The 19542-nt window shown below is 57.7% G+C and carries 17 protein-coding genes; 1 reads left to right on the top strand and 16 read right to left on the bottom strand.

Features of this window, described 5'->3' with window-relative positions:
• Positions 1–135 precede the first annotated feature (135 nt).
• The 16 genes from dnaE to rpsB form a co-directional block, all read right to left on the bottom strand.
• Complete coding sequence (gene dnaE, locus VD17_RS15590) at positions 136–3657, bottom strand: DNA polymerase III subunit alpha (protein WP_046054575.1); 3522 nt, start codon at positions 3655–3657, stop codon at positions 136–138.
• Between the two features lie 83 nt (positions 3658–3740).
• A complete protein-coding gene (gene rnhB, locus VD17_RS15585; protein ID WP_161990825.1) occupies positions 3741–4367 on the bottom strand; it encodes a ribonuclease HII in 627 nt (208 codons plus the stop codon).
• A gap of 11 nt (positions 4368–4378) precedes the next feature.
• Positions 4379–5509, bottom strand: coding sequence for a lipid-A-disaccharide synthase (gene lpxB, locus VD17_RS15580; protein WP_046054573.1), 1131 nt, complete (start codon positions 5507–5509; stop codon positions 4379–4381).
• A gap of 2 nt (positions 5510–5511) precedes the next feature.
• Positions 5512–6288 (bottom strand): acyl-ACP--UDP-N-acetylglucosamine O-acyltransferase, encoded by a 777-nt coding sequence (gene lpxA, locus VD17_RS15575; protein ID WP_033056289.1) that lies wholly within the window; start codon positions 6286–6288, stop codon positions 5512–5514.
• A complete protein-coding gene (gene fabZ, locus VD17_RS15570; protein ID WP_046054572.1) occupies positions 6285–6725 on the bottom strand; it encodes a 3-hydroxyacyl-ACP dehydratase FabZ in 441 nt (146 codons plus the stop codon). Before fabZ ends, lpxA begins: the two co-directional genes overlap by 4 nt.
• A 107-nt stretch (positions 6726–6832) precedes the next feature.
• Entirely contained in the window at positions 6833–7888 is a 1056-nt protein-coding gene (gene lpxD, locus VD17_RS15565) for a UDP-3-O-(3-hydroxymyristoyl)glucosamine N-acyltransferase (protein ID WP_046054571.1), read from the bottom strand.
• A 2-nt stretch (positions 7889–7890) separates the two neighbouring features.
• A complete protein-coding gene (locus VD17_RS15560) occupies positions 7891–8394 on the bottom strand; it encodes an OmpH family outer membrane protein (RefSeq protein ID WP_010462812.1) in 504 nt (167 codons plus the stop codon).
• A 45-nt stretch (positions 8395–8439) separates the two neighbouring features.
• Entirely contained in the window at positions 8440–10830 is a 2391-nt protein-coding gene (bamA, locus tag VD17_RS15555; protein WP_046054570.1) for an outer membrane protein assembly factor BamA, read from the bottom strand.
• A gap of 74 nt (positions 10831–10904) precedes the next feature.
• Positions 10905–12257, bottom strand: a complete 1353-nt coding sequence (gene rseP, locus VD17_RS15550; RefSeq protein WP_046054569.1) for a sigma E protease regulator RseP — start codon at positions 12255–12257, stop codon at positions 10905–10907.
• Between the two features lie 53 nt (positions 12258–12310).
• The gene (gene ispC, locus VD17_RS15545) at positions 12311–13501 is read right to left on the bottom strand and encodes a 1-deoxy-D-xylulose-5-phosphate reductoisomerase (protein WP_046054621.1); all 1191 of its coding nucleotides are present in this window, start codon (positions 13499–13501) and stop codon (positions 12311–12313) included.
• The gene (locus tag VD17_RS15540) at positions 13498–14304 is read right to left on the bottom strand and encodes a phosphatidate cytidylyltransferase (RefSeq protein WP_046054568.1); all 807 of its coding nucleotides are present in this window, start codon (positions 14302–14304) and stop codon (positions 13498–13500) included. The genes ispC and VD17_RS15540 overlap by 4 nt, the downstream gene beginning before the upstream one ends.
• Positions 14304–15059, bottom strand: a complete 756-nt coding sequence (gene uppS / locus VD17_RS15535; protein WP_033056297.1) for a polyprenyl diphosphate synthase — start codon at positions 15057–15059, stop codon at positions 14304–14306. Before uppS ends, VD17_RS15540 begins: the two co-directional genes overlap by 1 nt.
• 13 nt (positions 15060–15072) lie before the next feature.
• Positions 15073–15630 carry a ribosome recycling factor gene (frr, locus tag VD17_RS15530; protein WP_033056300.1) on the bottom strand — a complete coding sequence of 186 codons (558 nt, stop codon included), beginning with the start codon at positions 15628–15630 and terminating at the stop codon, positions 15073–15075.
• Positions 15627–16370, bottom strand: coding sequence for a UMP kinase (pyrH, locus tag VD17_RS15525; protein ID WP_003172271.1), 744 nt, complete (start codon positions 16368–16370; stop codon positions 15627–15629). The genes frr and pyrH overlap by 4 nt, the downstream gene beginning before the upstream one ends.
• A gap of 210 nt (positions 16371–16580) precedes the next feature.
• Positions 16581–17444 (bottom strand): translation elongation factor Ts, encoded by an 864-nt coding sequence (gene tsf, locus VD17_RS15520; RefSeq protein WP_033056302.1) that lies wholly within the window; start codon positions 17442–17444, stop codon positions 16581–16583.
• A gap of 192 nt (positions 17445–17636) precedes the next feature.
• Entirely contained in the window at positions 17637–18374 is a 738-nt protein-coding gene (gene rpsB, locus VD17_RS15515) for a 30S ribosomal protein S2 (RefSeq protein WP_003219330.1), read from the bottom strand.
• 373 nt (positions 18375–18747) lie between these two features.
• Between rpsB and map the strand changes: the two genes are divergently transcribed.
• Positions 18748–19530, top strand: a complete 783-nt coding sequence (gene map / locus VD17_RS15510) for a type I methionyl aminopeptidase (RefSeq protein WP_046054567.1) — start codon at positions 18748–18750, stop codon at positions 19528–19530.
• Positions 19531–19542 lie beyond the last annotated feature (12 nt).

Below are 19542 nucleotides of genomic sequence, written 5' to 3'. Positions count from 1 at the left end.
GTCGACATCCAAGAGAGCTTGGGCCGGCCGGTTGTCTATTCGCGCCCTACCTTAAGGGAGAGGCGCGTTCAGGTCGAGATTAAAAATTGGGTCGAGATCAGAGCTGCTCCCTTTTAGAAGAGCGGCACCTGACCGTCAACGGTATTGGAGGAAGACGTTGTCTCGCCCGAACTGGTCACGCAGGGCTTGAATCAAGGCATCCGCCGGGTCGATCCGCCAGGTCTCGCCGAACTGCAGCAAGGCCTTCGCATCGGGACTGGTGTATTCCATGGTGATCGGGCACGCACCGCGGTGACGCTTGAACAACTCACCGAGCCAGCGTAGCTGATCGCCTTTCAAATCCTGGGTTTGCAGCTTCAAGCGCAGGCTTTCGGCCAGGTTGGTGCGCGCATCTTCCATGCTCATCACCCGCTTGACCCGCAGACGCAGCCCGCCGGAGAAATCGTCGTTACTGACTTCGCCTTCGACCACCACCATCGCGTCGGTCTGCAACAGCGACTGCGCCGAATGGAATGCTTCGGCGAACAGCGACGCTTCGATCCGACCCGAGCGGTCGTCGAGGGTAATGAAACCCATCTTGTCGCCCTTTTTGTTCTTCATGACTCGCAGGGCGATGATCATGCCCGCGACGGTCTGGGTATCACGGGCCGGTTTCAGGTCGATGATGCGTTGACGGGCGAAACGGCGGATCTCACCTTCGTATTCGTCGATCGGGTGGCCGGTCAGGTACAGGCCCAGGGTGTCCTTCTCCCCTTTCAGGCGTTCCTTGAGGGTCAGCTCCTTGGCCTTGCGGTGATTGGCGTAGACGTCGGCATCTTCTTCGACGAACAGACCGCCAAACAGGTCGACATGACCGCTATCGTGGGTACGCGCGGTTTGTTCGGCCGCCTTGATCGCCCCTTCCATGGCGTTCAGCAAGACCGCTCGGTTGCGGTCGATATTGGCCTGATAGGCTTTCTGCTCGTCATGGAAGTAAGGCCCCAGACGATCCAGCGCACCGCTGCGGATCAAACCGTCCAGGGTGCGCTTGTTGATACGCTTGAGATCGACCCGGGCGCAGAAATCGAACAGATCCTTGAACGGACCTTTCTGACGCGCCTCGGTGATGGCTTCCACCGGACCTTCGCCCACCCCTTTGATCGCGCCGAGGCCGTAAATAATCCGGCCTTCGTCATTCACCGTGAACTTGAACTCCGAAGTATTCACATCCGGCGCGTCGAGACGCAGCTTCATGGTGCGAATTTCTTCGATCAAGGTCACTACCTTGTCGGTGTTGTGCATATCCGCCGACAGTACCGCGGCCATGAATGGCGCCGGGTAGTGCGTTTTCAGCCACGCGGTCTGGTATGACACCAGGCCGTAAGCGGCGGAGTGGGATTTGTTGAAGCCGTAACCGGCGAATTTCTCTACCAGGTCGAAAATGTTACCGGCCAGGTCAGCGTCGATATTGTTGGTCTTGCAACCTTCAATGAAACCGCCGCGCTGCTTGGCCATTTCTTCGGGTTTTTTCTTACCCATGGCTCGACGAAGCATGTCTGCGCCGCCGAGGGTATAACCGGCCATGACCTGAGCAATCTGCATCACCTGTTCCTGATACAGGATGATGCCGTAAGTCGGAGCCAGAACCGGTTTGAGGCCTTCGTACTGGTAGTCCGAGTGCGGGTACGCGAGTTCGGCGCGACCGTGCTTACGGTTGATAAAGTCGTCCACCATGCCCGATTGCAACGGGCCCGGACGGAACAGGGCCACCAATGCGATCAAGTCTTCCAGGCAGTCGGGCTTGAGCTTTTTGATCAGCTCTTTCATGCCGCGCGACTCAAGCTGGAACACTGCGGTCGTTTCAGCTTTTTGCAGCAACTGGTAAGTCGGCTTGTCATCCAGCGGGATGAACGCGATATCCAGCGGCGGCTCATCAACCTTGGCGCGATCGCGGTTGATGGTTTTCAGCGCCCAGTCGATGACCGTCAGGGTCCGCAGACCGAGGAAGTCGAACTTCACCAGGCCAGCAGCTTCAACGTCGTCCTTGTCGAACTGGGTGACCAGGCCGTCACCGGCCTCATCGCAATAAATCGGCGAGAAGTCAGTCAGTTTGGTCGGGGCAATAACAACACCACCGGCGTGCTTACCGACGTTACGCACAACGCCTTCCAGCTTGCGGGCCATTTCCCAGATTTCCGCGGCCTCTTCATCGACCTTGATGAAGTCACGGAGGATTTCTTCCTGCTCGTAGGCCTTTTCCAGGGTCATGCCGACTTCGAACGGAATCATCTTCGACAGACGATCCGCCAAACCGTAGGACTTGCCCTGCACACGCGCCACGTCACGGACCACAGCCTTGGCTGCCATGGAACCGAAGGTGATGATCTGGCTTACCGCGTTGCGGCCGTATTTCTCGGCCACGTAGTCGATTACGCGGTCACGACCGTCCATGCAGAAGTCGACGTCGAAGTCGGGCATGGATACCCGTTCCGGGTTAAGGAATCGTTCGAACAGCAGGTCATATTCCAGCGGGTCAAGGTCGGTGATCTTCTGCACGTAGGCCACCAGCGACCCGGCACCCGATCCACGGCCTGGACCTACCGGTACGCCGTTGCTCTTGGCCCACTGGATAAAGTCCATAACGATCAGGAAGTAACCGGGGAACCCCATCTGGATGATGATATCCAGCTCGAAATTCAGCCGATCGACGTAGACCTGACGCTTGGTTTCGTAGTCTTCAGTGGTGTCCTTGGGCAGCAGAACGCTGAGGCGATCTTCCAGGCCATCGAAGGAAACCTTGCGGAAATATTCGTCGATGGTCATGCCATCGGGAATCGGGAAGTTGGGCAGGAAGTGAGTGCCCAGCTTCACTTCAATGTTGCAGCGCTTGGCAATCTCGACGGTGTTTTCCAGCGCTTCGGGAATGTCGCTGAACAACTCGGCCATTTCCTCGGCGCTTTTGAGGTATTGCTGATCGCTGTAATTCTTCGAACGCCGCGGATCGTCGAGGGCACGGCCCTCACCGATGCAAACGCGGGTTTCGTGGGCGGCGAAGTCTTCCTGTTTGATGAAGCGCACGTCGTTGGTCGCGACCAGCGGCGCACCGATTTTTTCAGCGAGGGCCACGGCACCGTGCAACTGTTCTTCGTCGTTGGGGCGGTTGGTGCGCTGGATTTCCAGGTAGAAGCGATCCGGGAACACGGCCATCCATTCGCGTGCCAGGTTTTCCGCTTCGGCCGGGTTGCCACTGAGCATCGCCAGACCGATCTCGCCTTCTTTCGCCGCCGACAGCATGATCAAGCCTTCGCTGGCTTCGGCCACCCACTCGCGCTCGATGATGACGGAGCCATTGCGCTGGCCGTCGATGAAGCCGCGGGAGATCAGTTCGGTGAGGTTGCGATAACCCACGGCGTTCATCGCCAACAGGCTGATCCGGCTCAGCGCGTTATCCGGATCCTTGTTCGACAGCCACAGGTCGGCGCCACAGATCGGCTTGATCCCGGCCCCCATGGCGGCTTTATAGAATTTGACCAGGGAACACATGTTGTTCTGGTCGGTGACCGCTACGGCAGGCATGTTCATGCCGACCAGGGTCTTGACCAGCGGTTTGATCCGCACCAGACCGTCGACCAGGGAATACTCAGTGTGCAGGCGTAGATGAACGAATGAAGCCGGCATAGTGATCCTGTCTAGAAACTAGAAACGTGAAGACAACAAGGCCCGGATTGTACCGGGCCTTGGCAAAAACATCAGCCTTGCGACTAACTCTCGATCAGGTTTTCCCGCGCCTCGTAAGCCAGGCGTACCGGGGCGAACGAGCGGCGGTGAATCGGTGTTGGCCCCAAGCGGGCCAGCGCCTCCAGATGAACGGGGGTCGGGTAGCCTTTGTGACCACCGATGCCGTAACCCGGGTAAATCAATTCGAACGCTGCCATCTCGCGGTCGCGGCTGACCTTGGCCAGAATAGACGCTGCTGCGATGGCCGGTACCTTGCCGTCGCCCTGCACCACCGCTTCGGCACGCATCGACAGCTTCGGGCAACGATTGCCATCGATCATCGCCAGTTTCGGCGTGATGTGCAGACCTTCGACCGCGCGCTGCATGGCCAACATGGTGGCGTGGAGAATGTTCAGCTCGTCGATTTCTTCGACTTCGGCGCGAGCAATGCACCAGCTCAGGGCTTTTTCGCAGATCTCGTCGTAGAGTTTTTCGCGGCGTGCTTCGGTGAGCTTCTTCGAATCATTCAGGCCCAGAATCGGACGGTTCGGATCGAGGATCACAGCGGCTGTCACCACTGCACCACAAAGCGGGCCGCGACCGACTTCGTCAACGCCGGCGACCAGATCCTCAACTTCGGCGACCAGGGTGAAGTCCAGGCCCATCTGAATGCTTGCTTTGCTCATTGTGTTTTGCCGATCAGGTTCAGTACCGCGTCCGCCGCCTGATTGGAGGCGTCCAGACGTAAGGTACGGTGAATTTCATCGAAGCCGCGGGTCTGTTCTTCACCGCCTTCGATCAGTGGCGACAGCGTCTGGGCCAAGGCTTCAACGGTCGCATCGTCCTGCAACAACTCGGGCACCAACAGGCGCTGGGCCAGCAGGTTCGGCAACGAGATGTAGGGACTTTTCACCATGCGCTTGAGAATCCAGAACGTCAGCGGCGCCAAGCGGTACGCGACCACCATCGGCCGTTTGTACAACAACGCTTCAAGCGTCGCGGTTCCGGACGCGATCAGCACAGCGTCACAGGCTGCCAGGGCCAGATGGGATTTACCGTTGAGCAATGTCAGCGGCAGATCCCGGCCCGCCAGCAGCTCTTCAAGTTGTTTGCGGCGCTCGGGGCCGGCGCAAGGCATGACGAACCGCACACCTGGGCGCAGGGCTCGCAGACGCTGGGCCGTATCGAGGAACAACGCACCGAGACGGCCAACTTCGCCACCACGGCTACCCGGCATCAGAGCAACCAGCGGCCCGTCGGGCAAGCCGAGTTCAGCCCGCGCGGCGGCGCGATCGGCCTCCAGCGGGATGGCGTCAGCCAGGGAATGCCCGACAAACCGCACCGGCACGCCCTTCTCTTCATAGAATTTCGCTTCGAACGGGAACAGCGTCAGCATCAGATCGCAGCCTTCGCGAATCTTCAGCACGCGTTTCTGCCGCCACGCCCAAACCGACGGGCTAACGTAATGCACGGTCTTGATCCCGGCCTGACGCAGCTTGAGTTCGATATTGAGGTTGAAGTCCGGGGCATCGATACCGATGAACACGTCCGGCTTCTCGGCGATCAGGTCGGCAACCAGCTTCTTGCGGCGTGCCAGCAACTCGCGCAAGCGGCCCAGCACTTCCACCAGGCCCATGACCGAAAGACGCTCCATCGGGAAATACGAGGTCAGACCTTCGGCCTGCATCAGCGGACCGCCGACACCGATGAACTCGACTGCCGGGTGCTGAGCCTTGAGTGCGCGCATGAGACCCGCGCCAAGAATGTCGCCGGAAGCCTCACCCGCCACCAGCGCAATACGCAGATTAGCCATGATTAACGAGTGATGCCGCGGGTCGAAGACTGGATGGAATCACGGAACACCGCGACTTCCGGGAACTGATCCGAAGGCTCGGCCAGTTCGGCGAGCGCCTGTTCGACCGTCAGCCCCTGGCGGTAAACGACCTTGTAGGCACGACGCAACGCGTGGATCGCATCTTCGCTGAAACCGCGACGACGCATGCCTTCGAAGTTCATGCTACGGGCTTCGGCCGGGTTGCCGAACACCGTAACGTACGCCGGGACGTCCTTGCCGATGGCGGTGCCCATCCCGGAAAAGCTGTGGGCGCCGATATGGCAATACTGATGAACCAGGGTAAAACCTGACAGGATTGCCCAGTCTTCAACGTGCACATGGCCCGCCAACGCGGTGTTATTGACCAGGATGCAGTGGTTGCCGATGACGCTGTCGTGGCCGATGTGGGCATAGGCCATGATCAGATTGTGATCGCCCAGGGTTGTTTCAGAACGGTCCTGAACGGTCCCACGGTGAATCGTCACGCCTTCACGGATGACGTTGTGGTCACCGATGACCAGACGGGTTTCTTCACCCTTGTATTTCAGATCGGGCGTGTCCTCGCCTACCGAAGAAAACTGGTAGATGCGGTTGTGCTTTCCGATTCGGGTCGGGCCTTTGAGAATCACATGCGGCCCGATCACTGTCCCCTCGCCGATTTCCACACCTGCACCGATGATCGACCAAGGGCCGACCTCGACGCCGTCGGCCAGGATAGCCGTCGGATCGATGATTGCGCGAGGGTCAATCAAACTCATAGTTTGCGTTCCGCGCAGATGATTTCAGCAGAGCAGACTGGCTTGCCATCGACCGAAGCCTGGCACTCGAACTTCCAGATCTGACGCTTGCAGCTCAGAAACTTGGCTTCCAGGATCAGTTGATCGCCCGGCATCACCGGCTGGCGGAAGCGCAGCTTGTCGGATCCAACAAAGTAATAAAGGGTGCCGTCGGCCGGTTTCACGTCGAGCATTTTGAAACCAAGGATCCCGGCAGCCTGAGCCATCGCTTCGATGATCAATACGCCCGGCATGATTGGATGCGCGGGGAAGTGACCATTGAAGAAGGGTTCGTTGATGCTGACATTCTTGTAGGCGCGAATGCGCTTGCCTTCCACATCCAGATCCACGACCCGGTCCACCAGCAGGAACGGGTAACGGTGAGGCAGGTATTCGCGAATCTCGTTGATGTCCATCATTTCGGGGGGAAGCCTATGTAAAGATTGGGAGGCGCGACTGACGCGCACCCCTCTAGCAAATCAAGGAGGCAGTCTAGCGGCTGTGCACACTTGATATGGAAATGGTATCAGCCATCTGATGAAGCATTACCGTCAGGGGTCACTTCCCCTACACGCTTTTCCAGCTGTCGCAACCGCCGCGCGATGTCATCGAGCTGACGGATACGGGCCGCGCTTTTGCGCCATTCGGCTGCCGGTTGCATGGCTGTACCGGAAGAATAGGAACCCTTTTCGGTAATCGAGTGGGTCACCATGGTCATCCCGGTGATAAAAACGTTGTCGCAAATTTCGATATGCCCCACCAGCCCTACGCCACCGGCGAGCATGCAATGCTTGCCGATTTTGGTGCTGCCGGAGATCCCCACGCACGCGGCCATGGCGGTGTGATCACCGACCTGGACGTTGTGGGCGATCTGAATCTGGTTGTCGAGTTTCACCCCGTTACCCAGAACGGTATCGGCCAGTGCACCGCGATCGATAGCGGTATTCACGCCAATCTCCACGTCGTCACCGACCAGTACACCACCGATCTGAGCGATCTTCTGCCAGACACCTTTCTCGTTGGCAAAACCGAAACCTTCGCCACCGAGCACGGCACCCGATTGAATCACCACCCGTTTACCGATGCGAACATCGTGGTACAGCGTGACTCGCGGGGCCAGCCAGCCGCCCTCGCCAATCTCGCAGCGGGCACCGATGAAGCAGTGCGCGCCAATGGTCACACCCGCAGCAATACGCGCGCAGCTTTCGATCACCGCAAAGGCGCCAATGCTAGCCGCCGGATCGACCACTGCATCCGCTGCCACAACGGCTGTCGGATGAACACCGACAGCGGCCTTTGGCTTGGGATCGAACAGATGGGAAATCCGCGCGTAAGCCAGATACGGATCAGGCACTACCAGCGCATTACCTGCAAAACCTTCAGCGTCAGCGGCCTTCAGCAACAGGGCTGCGGCCCGGCTGTCCGCCAGGTATTTACGGTATTGAGGGTTTGCGAGAAAGCTCAACTGAGCTGGGCCAGCCTCTTGCAAAGTGGCTAGCCCAGTAATTTCTTTCTCCGGGTCGCCACGCAGTGTGGCGCCGAGGAACTCGGCCAATTGGCCGAGCTTTATAGTCGCTGTCATGGTTACTTCAGCTGATTCATGCGCTCGATAACCTGGCGAGTGATGTCGTACTGAGGTTTGACATCAATCACTGCGCCACGCTCGAAGACCAGGTCAAAAGCACCTTTCTTGATGACTTCTTCCACAGCGCTGTCCAGTTTCGGCTTCAGCTGCTTCAGCATTTCACGGTCGGCAACGGCTTTGGCTTCGTTCAATTCCTTGGACTGGAACTGGAAGTCACGGGCCTTTTGCTTGAACTCGAGTTCCAGGCGTTCACGCTCGCCTTGCTGCATTTTGTCGCCGCCAGCCATCAGACGGTCCTGGATACCTTTGGCACTGCTTTCCAGAGTCTTGAGTTTGCTCAGCTGTGGACCGAACTTCTTCTCGGCATCCACGGCGTACTTCTTGGCCGCATCGGATTCCAGCAGCGCCATCTGATAGTTCAGAACGGCGATTTTCATGTCGGCAAAAGCCGGACCTGCTACCAGTACGGTCGCCAGGAGAACCAATTGAGTCAACTTACGCACGATGCACTCCTACAAAATCCATTGTCGTTATCTTGGGTCAGACGCTTAGAACGTCTGGCCGAGGGAGAATTGGAACACTTGAGTCTCAGCGTTATCCGGTTTCTTGACCGGCATGGCCAACGCGAAGCTCAGAGGACCCAGTGCGGTAACCCAGGTCACACCTACACCGACGGAGCTGGCCAAGTTGCTCAGGCTGATGTCGTTACATTCTGTTTGAGCGGTTGAACCGACATTTGCGTTCGTCGTTTTATCGCACTTGGAGTCGAATACATTACCCACATCCCAGAATACCGAAGTACGCAGGGAACGCTGATCCTTGACGAATGGCAACGGGAACAGCACCTCGGCACCACCCTGGATCAAAACGTTACCACCGAACGGCAGCGGATCCTGGTCCGGGTCGGCGAGCGTGCCGGTGTTACCCGTCACAGCCGCACCGCGACTTGGGGTACTGCGAGGACCGAGGGTGCTGTCCTTGAAGCCACGAACCGAGTTGAAACCACCAGCATAGTAGTTTTCATAGAACGGCAAGCCATCGGTAGAACCATAACCATCGCCATAGCCCAGTTCGGTGTGCAGGCGCATGGTGTAGTTTTCAGACAATGGCTGGAACAACTGGCCACGGTAATCAAGCTTGAAGAACGACAGGTCGCTGCCAGGCGTGGTGGTTTCCAGTGTCAGGCTTTGGGAATGACCACGGGTCGCCAATACGCCTTTGTTCAGTGTGGATTCGGACCAGCCGGCCGAGGCCTTGAAGTTCAGGTAGTTGTCGCCTTCCTTGTTAACGAAATCGAAGATCTCGTCAACGGTGTATTGACCGGTCTTGATCTTGTCTTGTTGCGCAGTCAGGCCGAAGGTCAGACGCGAAGTCTCGCTGATCGGGTAACCGACGCTCACGCCTGCACCCAGGCTGTCCACGGCATAGCTGGCTACGTCGACGTCTAGGTCTTTGTAGTCAGTGGTGCGATAGAACGCGTTGTAACCCAGGCTCACGCCATCAGCAGTCCAGTACGGGTCGACATAACCGAAGTTATAGCGGCTCTGGTATTGACTGCGGGTCAAACCGATGCTGACTTTGTTACCCGTACCCAGGAAGTTGTTCTGGGTGATCGAACCACCGAGGATCAGACCGGCGCTCTGGGCAAAGCCAACGCTGGCGGTAATCGAACCGGAAGCCTGTTCTTCAACGCTGTAGTTCACGTCTACCTGGTCGTCGACGCCCGGCACGGCCGGTGTTTCGACGTTGACTTCCTTGAAGAAGCCCAGACGTTCAAGACGAGTCTTGGATTGGTCGATCAGGTAAGTCGAAGCCCAGCCGCCTTCCATCTGACGCATTTCACGGCGCAGCACTTCGTCTTCGGACTTGGTGTTGCCACGGAAGTTGATGCGGTTCACGTAAGCACGCTTGCCCGGATCGACGGCGAACGTGATGTCGACGGTATGGTCTTCATCGTGAGGCTGAGGCACGCCATTGACGTTGGCGAAGGTGTAACCCTCGTTACCCAGACGGCGGGTGATCAGTTCGGACGTGGTGGTCATCAACTTACGCGAGAACACCTGGCCTTTCTGGACCAGCAGCAGGGACTTGACCTGGTCTTCAGGGACTTTCAGGTCGCCGCTCAGCTTGACGTCACGGACGGTGTACTTCTCGCCTTCGTTGACGTTGACAGTGATATAGACGTGCTTCTTGTCCGGAGTGATGGACACCTGGGTCGAAGCGATATCCATGTTGATATAGCCACGGTCCAGGTAGTAGGAGCGCAGACGCTCCAGGTCACCGGAAAGTTTTTCACGAGCATACTTGTCATCGTTCTTGAAGAACGACAGCCAGTTGGTGGTCTTGAGTTCAAACAGGTCGATCAGGTCTTCCTCAGGGAAGACGGTGTTACCCACCACGTTGATGTGCTGGATAGCCGCAACGGTGCCTTCGTTGATATTGACCTTCAACGCAACGCGGTTACGCGGCTGCGGCACCACTTCAGTGTCGACGGTAGCCGAGTAGCGACCCTGAGCGACGTATTGGCGCTGCAGCTCGTTACGAACACCTTCGAGGGTGGCGCGCTGGAAGATCTCGCCTTCGGCCAGACCGGATTGTTTGAGGCCTTTCATCAGGTCTTCAGTGGAGATCGCCTTGTTACCCTCGATCTCGATACTGGCGACCGACGGACGCTCGACTACAGTGATGACCAGGACGTTGCCATCGCGGCCCAGCTGGATATCTTGAAAGAAACCGGTTTTGAACAACGCACGAGTGGATTCCACCAGGCGACGATCATCCGCCTGTTCACCGACGTTCAACGGCAAAGCACCAAAGACGCTACCCGCGGAGACCCGCTGGAGGCCATTGACGCGAATATCAGAGATAGTGAAGGACTCGGCGTGAACTTCGGCGATCATCAATACGGTGAGAACCGCAGTTAGCAGCAGACGTTTCATGAAGTCCTTTCTTATTCCAACTGGCAATAAACAAACTGCCGCAAAATGCGGCAGATTCGCAATTCAGCGAAGCGTTACAGTCGACCCAGATCATTGACAAGAGCAAGCAACATCACCCCGATCACCAAACTGATGCCGATCTGTATCCCCCAACCCTGCACCCGATCCGACAAGGGGCGACCACGCGCCCACTCGATCAGATAAAACAACAAATGCCCCCCATCCAGTACAGGAATGGGCAACAAATTCAGAACCCCCAAGCTAATACTCAGATAAGCAAGGAAATTCAGGAAATCAGCGACACCCGACTGGGCAGAAGCGCCCGCCACTTTAGCAATGGTTATCGGTCCACTCAAGTTTTTTACCGAGAGCTCACCGAACAACATTTTCTTGAGCGAATCGAGGGTCAGTACGCTCATGGTCCAGGTGCGTCGAGCACCCTCCCCAATCGCTGCCACAGGACCATAACTCACTTCACGAATCATCTCTGGCGGCCAATCAACGGCCTTCACCCCAGCCCCCAGATAACCACTGGGTGCCTTCTTCTCGCCGCGAGCGGCCAGCGTCACAGGGACGTCGATTTGAGCACCATCACGCTCGACGCGCAGCATGATTTTGGTATCAGGGTGCATACGGACCGTGTCTACCACCTGCTGCCAGTCATCAAGCGACTTGCCGTCCAGAGCCAACAGTCGGTCACCGGTCTTCAGGCCAGCAGCCTGTGCCGGGCCTTTCGGATCAAGTTCAGCCAGGACCGGTGGCAGCGCCGGACGCCAAGGGCGCAAACCCAGCGAACGAATCGGATCCGGCTCATCGGCACCCTTGAGCCATTTATCCAGCATCAGCTCACGGGGCGAATCCACCGTGGAACCCTGATCACGGACCAGCAACTGCAGGGAACCGCTCTCCCCAAGGCGACGGACCAACTGCAGGTTGACCGCAGCCCAGCCGGAAGTTGGCTCGCCATCGATGGCAATGATTTCCTGGCCAGCGCTCAAACCAGCCCTGGCGGCGATACTGCCGGATTCGACTGCACCAATGACCGGGCGCACTTGCTCGCTGCCGAGCATGGCGAGCACCCAGAAAAAAATCATCGCCAGTAAAAAGTTGGCAATCGGACCCGCCGATACGATAGCGATGCGCTGGCGGACGGATTTGCGATTGAAGGATTGATCAAGCTGATCGGCGGGTACTTCACCTTCACGCTCGTCGAGCATTTTCACGTAACCGCCCAGCGGGATCGCGGCGACGACGAACTCAGTGCCTTTCTTGTCGTGCCAGCGCAGCAACGGCATACCGAAGCCTACGGAGAAACGCAGCACTTTGACCCCACAGCGACGTGCGACCCAAAAATGGCCGAATTCGTGGAAGGTGACCAGCACACCCAAAGCCACCAGGGTGCCGACAATCATATAGAGCGCGCTCATCTACTTTCTCCGCAATCCTGTCCAGTGCCGCATGGGTCAACGTATTGCAGCACTTACCGCCCGTGACGACTCAACCATTGTTCGGCCAGTACTCGCGCTTTCGCGTCGGCCGTGAACACTGCCTCGAGATCGTCAACCGCAACTACGGGCTCGAGATTCAACACTTCTTCGATGATACTCGCGATTTCCGGGTAGCGAACCCGCCCGTCGAGAAAGGCCGCGACCGCCACTTCATTCGCCGCATTAAGCATGGCCGGCGCGCTATTGCCGGATTCGGCGGCCTGACGCGCAAGGCGCAGACACGGGAATCGCTCTTCATCAGGCGCCTGGAAGTCCAGCCGCGCAATTGCAAACAGGTCCAGCGGCGCAACTCCCGAATCGATCCGCTCCGGCCAGGCCAGCGCGTTTGCGATCGGCGTGCGCATGTCAGGGTTACCTAACTGGGCCAATACCGAACCGTCGATGTAATCGACCAGCGAATGAATCACGCTTTGAGGATGAATCACCACTTCGACCTGGGACGGCTTGGCGTCAAACAGCCAGCAGGCTTCGATCAACTCCAGCCCCTTGTTCATCATGCTGGCCGAATCCACCGAAATCTTGCGCCCCATGGACCAGTTCGGGTGGGCACACGCTTGCTCAGGGGAAACATGCACCAGTTCAGCCATAGGTGTCTGTCGGAACGGACCGCCAGAGGCCGTGAGTAAAATCCGACGCACCCCGACGGCACTCAGCCCACGAGCGAAATCCTGTGGCATGCACTGAAAAATCGCGTTGTGCTCACTGTCGATCGGCAGCAACACCGAACCACTCTTGCGCACCGCCTGCATGAACAGCGCACCGGACATCACCAGTGCTTCTTTGTTGGCCAGGAGGATTTTCTTGCCGGCCTCGACCGCCGCCAGAGTCGGTCGCAAGCCTGCAGCGCCAACGATGGCCGCCATGACCGCATCGACCTCAGGATCGGAAGCAACCTGACACAGACCCTCCTCCCCCACCAGCACGCGGGTCGGCAGGCCTGCAGCGCGCAAGTCGTCCTGCAAGCCTCGGGCAGCACCCGCCTCAGGCACTACGGCGAACCGCGGCACATGACGAACACATAGCGCCAACAGCTCGCTCAGACGGGTGAAACCGCTCAAGGCGAAAACCTGATAACGCTCGGGATGGCGAGCGATGACATCAAGCGTGCTCAGACCAATCGAACCGGTCGCCCCCAGGACGGTAATCTGCTGTGGGCGGCTCACGGCGCCGCCATCCACAACAGCACGGCAAACACCGGAATCGCTGCAGTCAGGCTGTCGATGCGGTCCAGCACGCCGCCGTGACCTGGCAGCAGATTACTGCTGTCCTTGATCCCGGACTGACGCTTGAACATGCTTTCTGTCAGATCACCTACCACCGAGATGAACACGATGATGGCTGCACCCATCAGACCTTTGAACAGCTGCGCCACCGTCCAGTCTCGAACCAGACCGACAATGACAGTAATGACCAGACTTACCGCGAGGCCGCCGTAGACGCCCTCCCAGCTTTTGCCGGGACTGACCTGTGGCGCCAGCTTGCGCTTGCCAAAGGCCCGACCAGAAAAGTAAGCACCGATATCAGCACCCCAGACCAGCACCATCACCGCCATGATCAACCAGTTGCCCAAAAGTTCCTGCTTGATCTGAACCAGACCTTGCCAGGCGGGCAGCAGGATCAGCAGACCGATCATCAACTTGCAGGCAGCGCTGGACCAAAGTTCGCTGGAACGCGGATACGTCAGCACCAGGTAGGTTGCAACGCCCCACCAAAGCACCGAAGCGCCCAACACCCAAGGCGCGAGACCAGGCACGATATGCATGACAAACAGCATCAACGCGACCACAGCCGCAAAGCCAACGCGAATCGGCTGCTCAGTGAAGCCCGCCAGGCGCGCCCACTCCCATGCACCGAGGGTCACGACCAGCCCGATGAACAGCGCAAAACCGGTGCCTTCGAGCAGGAAAAACCCGCACAGGGCTATCGGCAGCAGGATCAGTGCGGTGATGATTCGTTGTTTAAGCATTAAACCCGGGCTCCAGCCTCGACCTGCTCGCTCGTTTTACCGAAGCGGCGCTGCCGAGAAGCAAAATCGGCCAGCGCGGTACGCATGGCATCGTGTTTGAAGTCCGGCCAGAACAGGTCGGAGAAGTACAACTCGGCGTAAGCCAGTTGCCACAGCAGGAAGTTACTGATGCGGTGCTCGCCACCGGTACGGATGCACAAGTCCGGCAACGGCAAATCGCCGGTAGCCAGACAGGTTTGCAACAGTTCCGGGGTAATGTCTTCCGGACGCAGGTGCCCGGCCTGAACTTCCCGAGCCAGACGCTGTGCGGCCTGCGCGATATCCCACTGTCCGCCATAGTTGGCAGCGATCTGCAGAACGAAGCGATTGGTGCCCGCCGTCATTGCCTCAGCTTCACGCATGGCAGCCTGAAGCTCTGGATGAAAGCGCGAACGGTCGCCAATGATGCGCAAACTGATGTTGTTTTCGTTCAGGCGCTTGGCCTCGCGGCGCAATGCCTTGAAGAACAGATCCATCAAGGCGCTGACCTCGTCGGCCGGGCGCTGCCAGTTCTCGCTGGAGAAGGCGAACAGGGTCAATACTTCGACCCCGGCCTCGGCACACACCTCGATCACCGCACGAACCGCATCCACGCCCGCTTTATGACCGGCGACACCCGGCATAAAGCGCTTTTTCGCCCAGCGATTATTACCATCCATGATGATCGCGACATGGCGCGGCACCGCGGACGGCGCAGTCTGCTTGGTCTTTTCCATGAAAACGTGACCCTTATACGGCCATCAGGTCTTTTTCTTTCTGCGCCAGATTCGCGTCGATTTCAGCCACGAACTTTTTGGTCAGGTCATCGATCTCGCCAGTGGCACGGCGCTCTTCGTCTTCGCTGATTTCTTTTTCCTTGACCAGATCCTTGAGCTGGCTGTTCGCATCACGACGGATGTTGCGCACTGCAACACGGGCATCTTCAGCGACATCGCGAGCCTGCTTGGTGAAGCCCTTACGGGTTTCTTCGGTCAGGGCCGGCATGGAGATCAGCAGCAATTCACCCAGGTTGGTCGGGTTGAGGTTCAGACCCGCGCTACCGATGGCTTTGTCGACGGCACCCAGCATGTTGCGCTCAAAGGCAACGACTTGCAGGGTACGGGCGTCTTTGACGGTGATGTTCGCCACCTGTTTGATCGGGGTGTCAGAACCGTAATACGGCACCATCACGCCTTCCAGAATGCTTGGATGCGCCTGGCCAGTACGAATACGGCCGAAGTTGTGCATCAGCGACTCGACGGATTTCTGCATACGCTCTTTAGCGTCTTTCTTGATTTCGTTGATCATTGTTGGCCTTCCTCGATCAGGGTTCCTTCAGCGCCGCCATGCACGATATTCAGCAGGGCGCCGGGCTTGTTCATGTTAAATACGCGCAACGGCATCTTGTGGTCGCGGCACAGGCAAATGGCGGTCAGATCCATCACGCCCAGCTTGCGATCCAGCACTTCATCGTAAGTCAGATGATCGAACTTCTCGGCATGCGGGTCTTTGAATGGGTCAGCGGTGTAGACGCCATCAACCTTGGTCGCCTTGAGCACGACATCGGCATCGATTTCGATTGCACGCAAGCACGCTGCCGAATCCGTGGTGAAGAACGGATTGCCGGTACCGGCCGCGAAAATCACGACTTCCTTGGCGTTCAGGTGGCGCATGGCTTTGCGGCGATCATAGTGATCGGTTACGCCAACCATGGAAATGGCCGACATCACGATGGCCGAGATATTGGCACGTTCCAGCGCATCGCGCATGGCCAGGGCGTTCATCACAGTGGCCAGCATGCCCATGTGGTCGCCGGTGACCCGATCCATGCCGGCCGCACTCAGCGCTGCACCGCGGAACAGGTTGCCGCCGCCGATCACCAGACCGACCTGAACACCGATGCCGACCAGTTGGCCGACTTCCAGCGCCATGCGATCCAGAACTTTCGGATCGATCCCGAACTCTTCCGAGCCCATCAGGGCCTCGCCGCTAAGCTTGAGTAGAATGCGTTTATAGCGAGCCTGATAACCACTGCCCTGCTGAGCCATTGCGAATCTCTCCTGCGGCGTATTTTAAAAATTCTTTGCGAGCTGTTTACAGCTGGCGTTCACTCTAACTTGGCGCTGCTTCAGCGCCATCGGAACATGGCTTTGTAAGCCAGTTCCAAAGGGAAACCAATTAAAAATTGGTGCCCCATCTGAAAAGAGGCTGCGCGCGTGAGCGGGCAGCCTCTTCAGGGCGACAGTTAAAAAACCGTCTTATTGCTTGGCGGCAGCCAGCTGGGCAGCAACTTCTTCAGCGAAGTTGTCGACCGGCTTCTCGATGCCATCGCCTACTTTGAAGTAGGTGAAGGAAACGATTTCAGCACCGGCTTTCTTGGCCAGTTCGCCAACCTTGATTTCAGGGTTCTTGACGAACGCCTGCTCAACCAGGCTCGCTTCAGCCAGGAACTTGCTGATACGGCCTTTGACCATGTTTTCAACAATGTTTTCTGGCTTGCCGGCGATCTTGTCAGCGTTGAGGGTCAGGAACACGCCTTTCTCACGCTCGACCGCTTCAGCGGAAACTTCCGATGGCAGCAGGAATTCAGGGTTGGTCGCCGCTACGTGCATGGCGATGTCCTTGGCCAGCTCAACGCTGCCGCCTTTAAGGGCAACCACAACACCGATCTTGTTGCCGTGCAGGTAACCACCAACAACGTCACCTTCAACGCGAGCCAAGCGACGGATGTTGACGTTTTCGCCAACCTTGCCGACCAGAACCAGGCGATCGGCTTCTTGAGCGGCGATCAGCGGAGCAACGTCAGTCAGTTTGTCAGCGAACGCTTTTTCAACGCTGGAAGCGACAAATGCCTTGAAGTCGTCCTGCAGAGCCAGGAAGTCAGTCTGCGAGTTCACTTCCAGCAGAACGGCGGATTTACCGTCTTCTTTCAAAGCGATTGCGCCTTCAGCGGCAACGTTGCCAGCTTTTTTGGCAGCCTTGATGGCGCCCGAAGCACGCATGTCATCAATGGCTTTTTCGATGTCGCCGCCAGCCTTGGTCAAGGCCTTTTTGCAGTCCATCATGCCTTCGCCAGTACGCTCGCGCAGTTCTTTGACCAACGCTGCAGTAATCTCTGCCATTTCAAAATTCCTCTTGGATAGGTTTTCAACCATTCCACCCGATCGAACGGGCGATCAATTCTTCCCGAATCACCCTTGCGGGCTGCTGCAGGTTACAAGGGCTGTAACTGCGCTGCCGACAAACGGTTTTCGAGGTGGCAAAAAGGGGGCCAAGCCCCCTTTTTGCTTACTGAGTCAACGCCAAGGCGTCAATTACTCAGCTGCTGCTACCGGAGCTTCTTCAACGAACTGCTCGGTGCCGCCAGCAACGTGGTTGCGACCGCGGATTACAGCGTCAGCCATCGAACCCATGTACAGCTGGATAGCGCGGATTGCGTCATCGTTGCCTGGGATGATGTAGTCAACGCCTTCCGGGCTGCTGTTGGTATCGACTACGCCGATAACCGGGATGCCCAGCTTGTTGGCTTCGGTGATCGCGATGCGCTCGTGATCAACGTCGATAACGAACAGTGCGTCTGGCAGACCGCCCATGTCCTTGATACCACCCAGGGAACGATCGAGCTTCTCAAGATCGCGAGTGCGCATCAGCGCTTCTTTCTTGGTCAGCTTGGCGAAAGTACCGTCTTCGGCTTGCACTTCAAGGTCACGCAGACGCTTGATGGAAGCACGGATGGTTTTGAAGTTGGTCAGCATGCCGCCCAACCAGCGGTGATCGACGTACGGCGAACCGCAACGTGCTGCTTCTTCAGCAACGATCTTGCCAGCGGAACGCTTGGTGCCGACGAACAGAATCTTGTTTTTGCCCTGGGCCAGACGCTCTACGAAAGTCAGAGCTTCGTTGAACATTGGCAGGGTTTTTTCAAGGTTGATGATGTGGATCTTGTTACGCGCGCCGAAAATGTACTTACCCATTTTCGGGTTCCAGTAACGGGTCTGGTGACCGAAGTGCACACCGGCCTTCAGCATATCGCGCATGTTGACTTGGGACATGATAGTTCCTTAATAAGTCGGGTTTGGCCTCCACGTATCCCAATGACCAACCAGCAGCATCAGCTGAAGGCACCCAGGTCATCGTGTCGACACGTGTGTGGATTTAGGCTTTTCAGGGGATCCCCGGAAAGCGGCGCATTTTATATCACAAGGCTGAAAAAAACGGAACCCGGATTGTTAAATCCTGGCGCGCGCCTTGGTTCCGCCCCTTGGAATCCTCCAAGAATGCGCCATTCTGTAAGGAGAAGCGATGCACAGAGGCTCAGATTTGCGCTGCTCGTCTGTTAGAATCGCGTTTTTCAGGGCCGCGAAGATCGATCGCACAACGCCCATTCCGTTTTAGAAGGCGCCATCGAGCGCAGAGAGAGCCTGTATGACCGTCACCCTCAAAACCCCTGAGGACATCGCAAAAATGCGCATCGCCGGCAAACTGGCCGCCGATGTGCTGGAAATGATTGCCGAACATGTCAAGCCGGGCATTACCACTGAAGAACTGGACCGCATCTGCCACGACTACATCGTCAACGAGCAGAAAGCCATCCCTGCCCCGCTCAACTACAAGGGCTTCCCGAAGTCGATCTGCACCTCGATCAACCACGTGGTCTGCCACGGCATTCCAAACGAGAAGCCATTGAAGGATGGCGACACGCTGAACATCGACGTCACTGTCATCAAGGACGGCTACCACGGCGACACCAGCCGCATGTTCCACGTCGGCACCGTACCGGTCTGGGCCGAGCGCCTGTCGCAAGTGACCCAGGAATGCATGTACAAGGCCATCGAACTGGTCAAACCCGGCTGCCGCCTGGGCGACATCGGTGAAGTCATCCAGAAGCACGCTGAAAAGAACGGTTTTTCCGTGGTTCGCGAATTCTGTGGTCACGGCATCGGCAAAGTGTTCCATGAAGAGCCGCAGATCCTGCACTACGGCCGCGCCGGCACCGGCATGGAACTGAAAGCCGGCATGACGTTCACCATCGAGCCGATGATCAACCAGGGCAAAGCCGACACCAAGGTATTGGGCGACGGCTGGACCGCGATCACCAAGGACCGCAAGCTGTCGGCACAGTGGGAACACACCCTGCTGGTAACCGAAACCGGTTACGAGATCTTCACCCTGCGCGCCGACGACACCATCCCGCGCGTTTCGGCCTGATCCGGGCGCGCA

Origin of the sequence: Pseudomonas fluorescens, from assembly GCF_000968015.1 — a bacterium.
GTDB classification, from domain to species: Bacteria; Pseudomonadota; Gammaproteobacteria; order Pseudomonadales; family Pseudomonadaceae; genus Aquipseudomonas; species Aquipseudomonas fluorescens_W.
The sequence above is the reverse complement of the archived record's forward strand: the minus strand, read 5'-3'. Positions and strand labels throughout refer to the sequence as shown.

Coding starts and splice junctions, on each gene's coding strand:
- dnaE (WP_046054575.1), bottom strand. CDS start 3,657: ATGCCGGCTTCATTCGTTCATCTACGCCTGCACACTGAGTATTCCCTG.
- lpxB (WP_046054573.1), bottom strand. CDS start 5,509: ATGGCTAATCTGCGTATTGCGCTGGTGGCGGGTGAGGCTTCCGGCGAC.
- lpxA (WP_033056289.1), bottom strand. CDS start 6,288: ATGAGTTTGATTGACCCTCGCGCAATCATCGATCCGACGGCTATCCTG.
- fabZ (WP_046054572.1), bottom strand. CDS start 6,725: ATGATGGACATCAACGAGATTCGCGAATACCTGCCTCACCGTTACCCG.
- lpxD (WP_046054571.1), bottom strand. CDS start 7,888: ATGACAGCGACTATAAAGCTCGGCCAATTGGCCGAGTTCCTCGGCGCC.
- bamA (WP_046054570.1), bottom strand. CDS start 10,830: ATGAAACGTCTGCTGCTAACTGCGGTTCTCACCGTATTGATGATCGCC.
- rseP (WP_046054569.1), bottom strand. CDS start 12,257: ATGAGCGCGCTCTATATGATTGTCGGCACCCTGGTGGCTTTGGGTGTG.
- VD17_RS15540 (WP_046054568.1), bottom strand. CDS start 14,304: ATGCTTAAACAACGAATCATCACCGCACTGATCCTGCTGCCGATAGCC.
- uppS (WP_033056297.1), bottom strand. CDS start 15,059: ATGGAAAAGACCAAGCAGACTGCGCCGTCCGCGGTGCCGCGCCATGTC.
- frr (WP_033056300.1), bottom strand. CDS start 15,630: ATGATCAACGAAATCAAGAAAGACGCTAAAGAGCGTATGCAGAAATCC.
- pyrH (WP_003172271.1), bottom strand. CDS start 16,370: ATGGCTCAGCAGGGCAGTGGTTATCAGGCTCGCTATAAACGCATTCTA.
- tsf (WP_033056302.1), bottom strand. CDS start 17,444: ATGGCAGAGATTACTGCAGCGTTGGTCAAAGAACTGCGCGAGCGTACT.
- rpsB (WP_003219330.1), bottom strand. CDS start 18,374: ATGTCCCAAGTCAACATGCGCGATATGCTGAAGGCCGGTGTGCACTTC.
- map (WP_046054567.1), top strand. CDS start 18,748: ATGACCGTCACCCTCAAAACCCCTGAGGACATCGCAAAAATGCGCATC.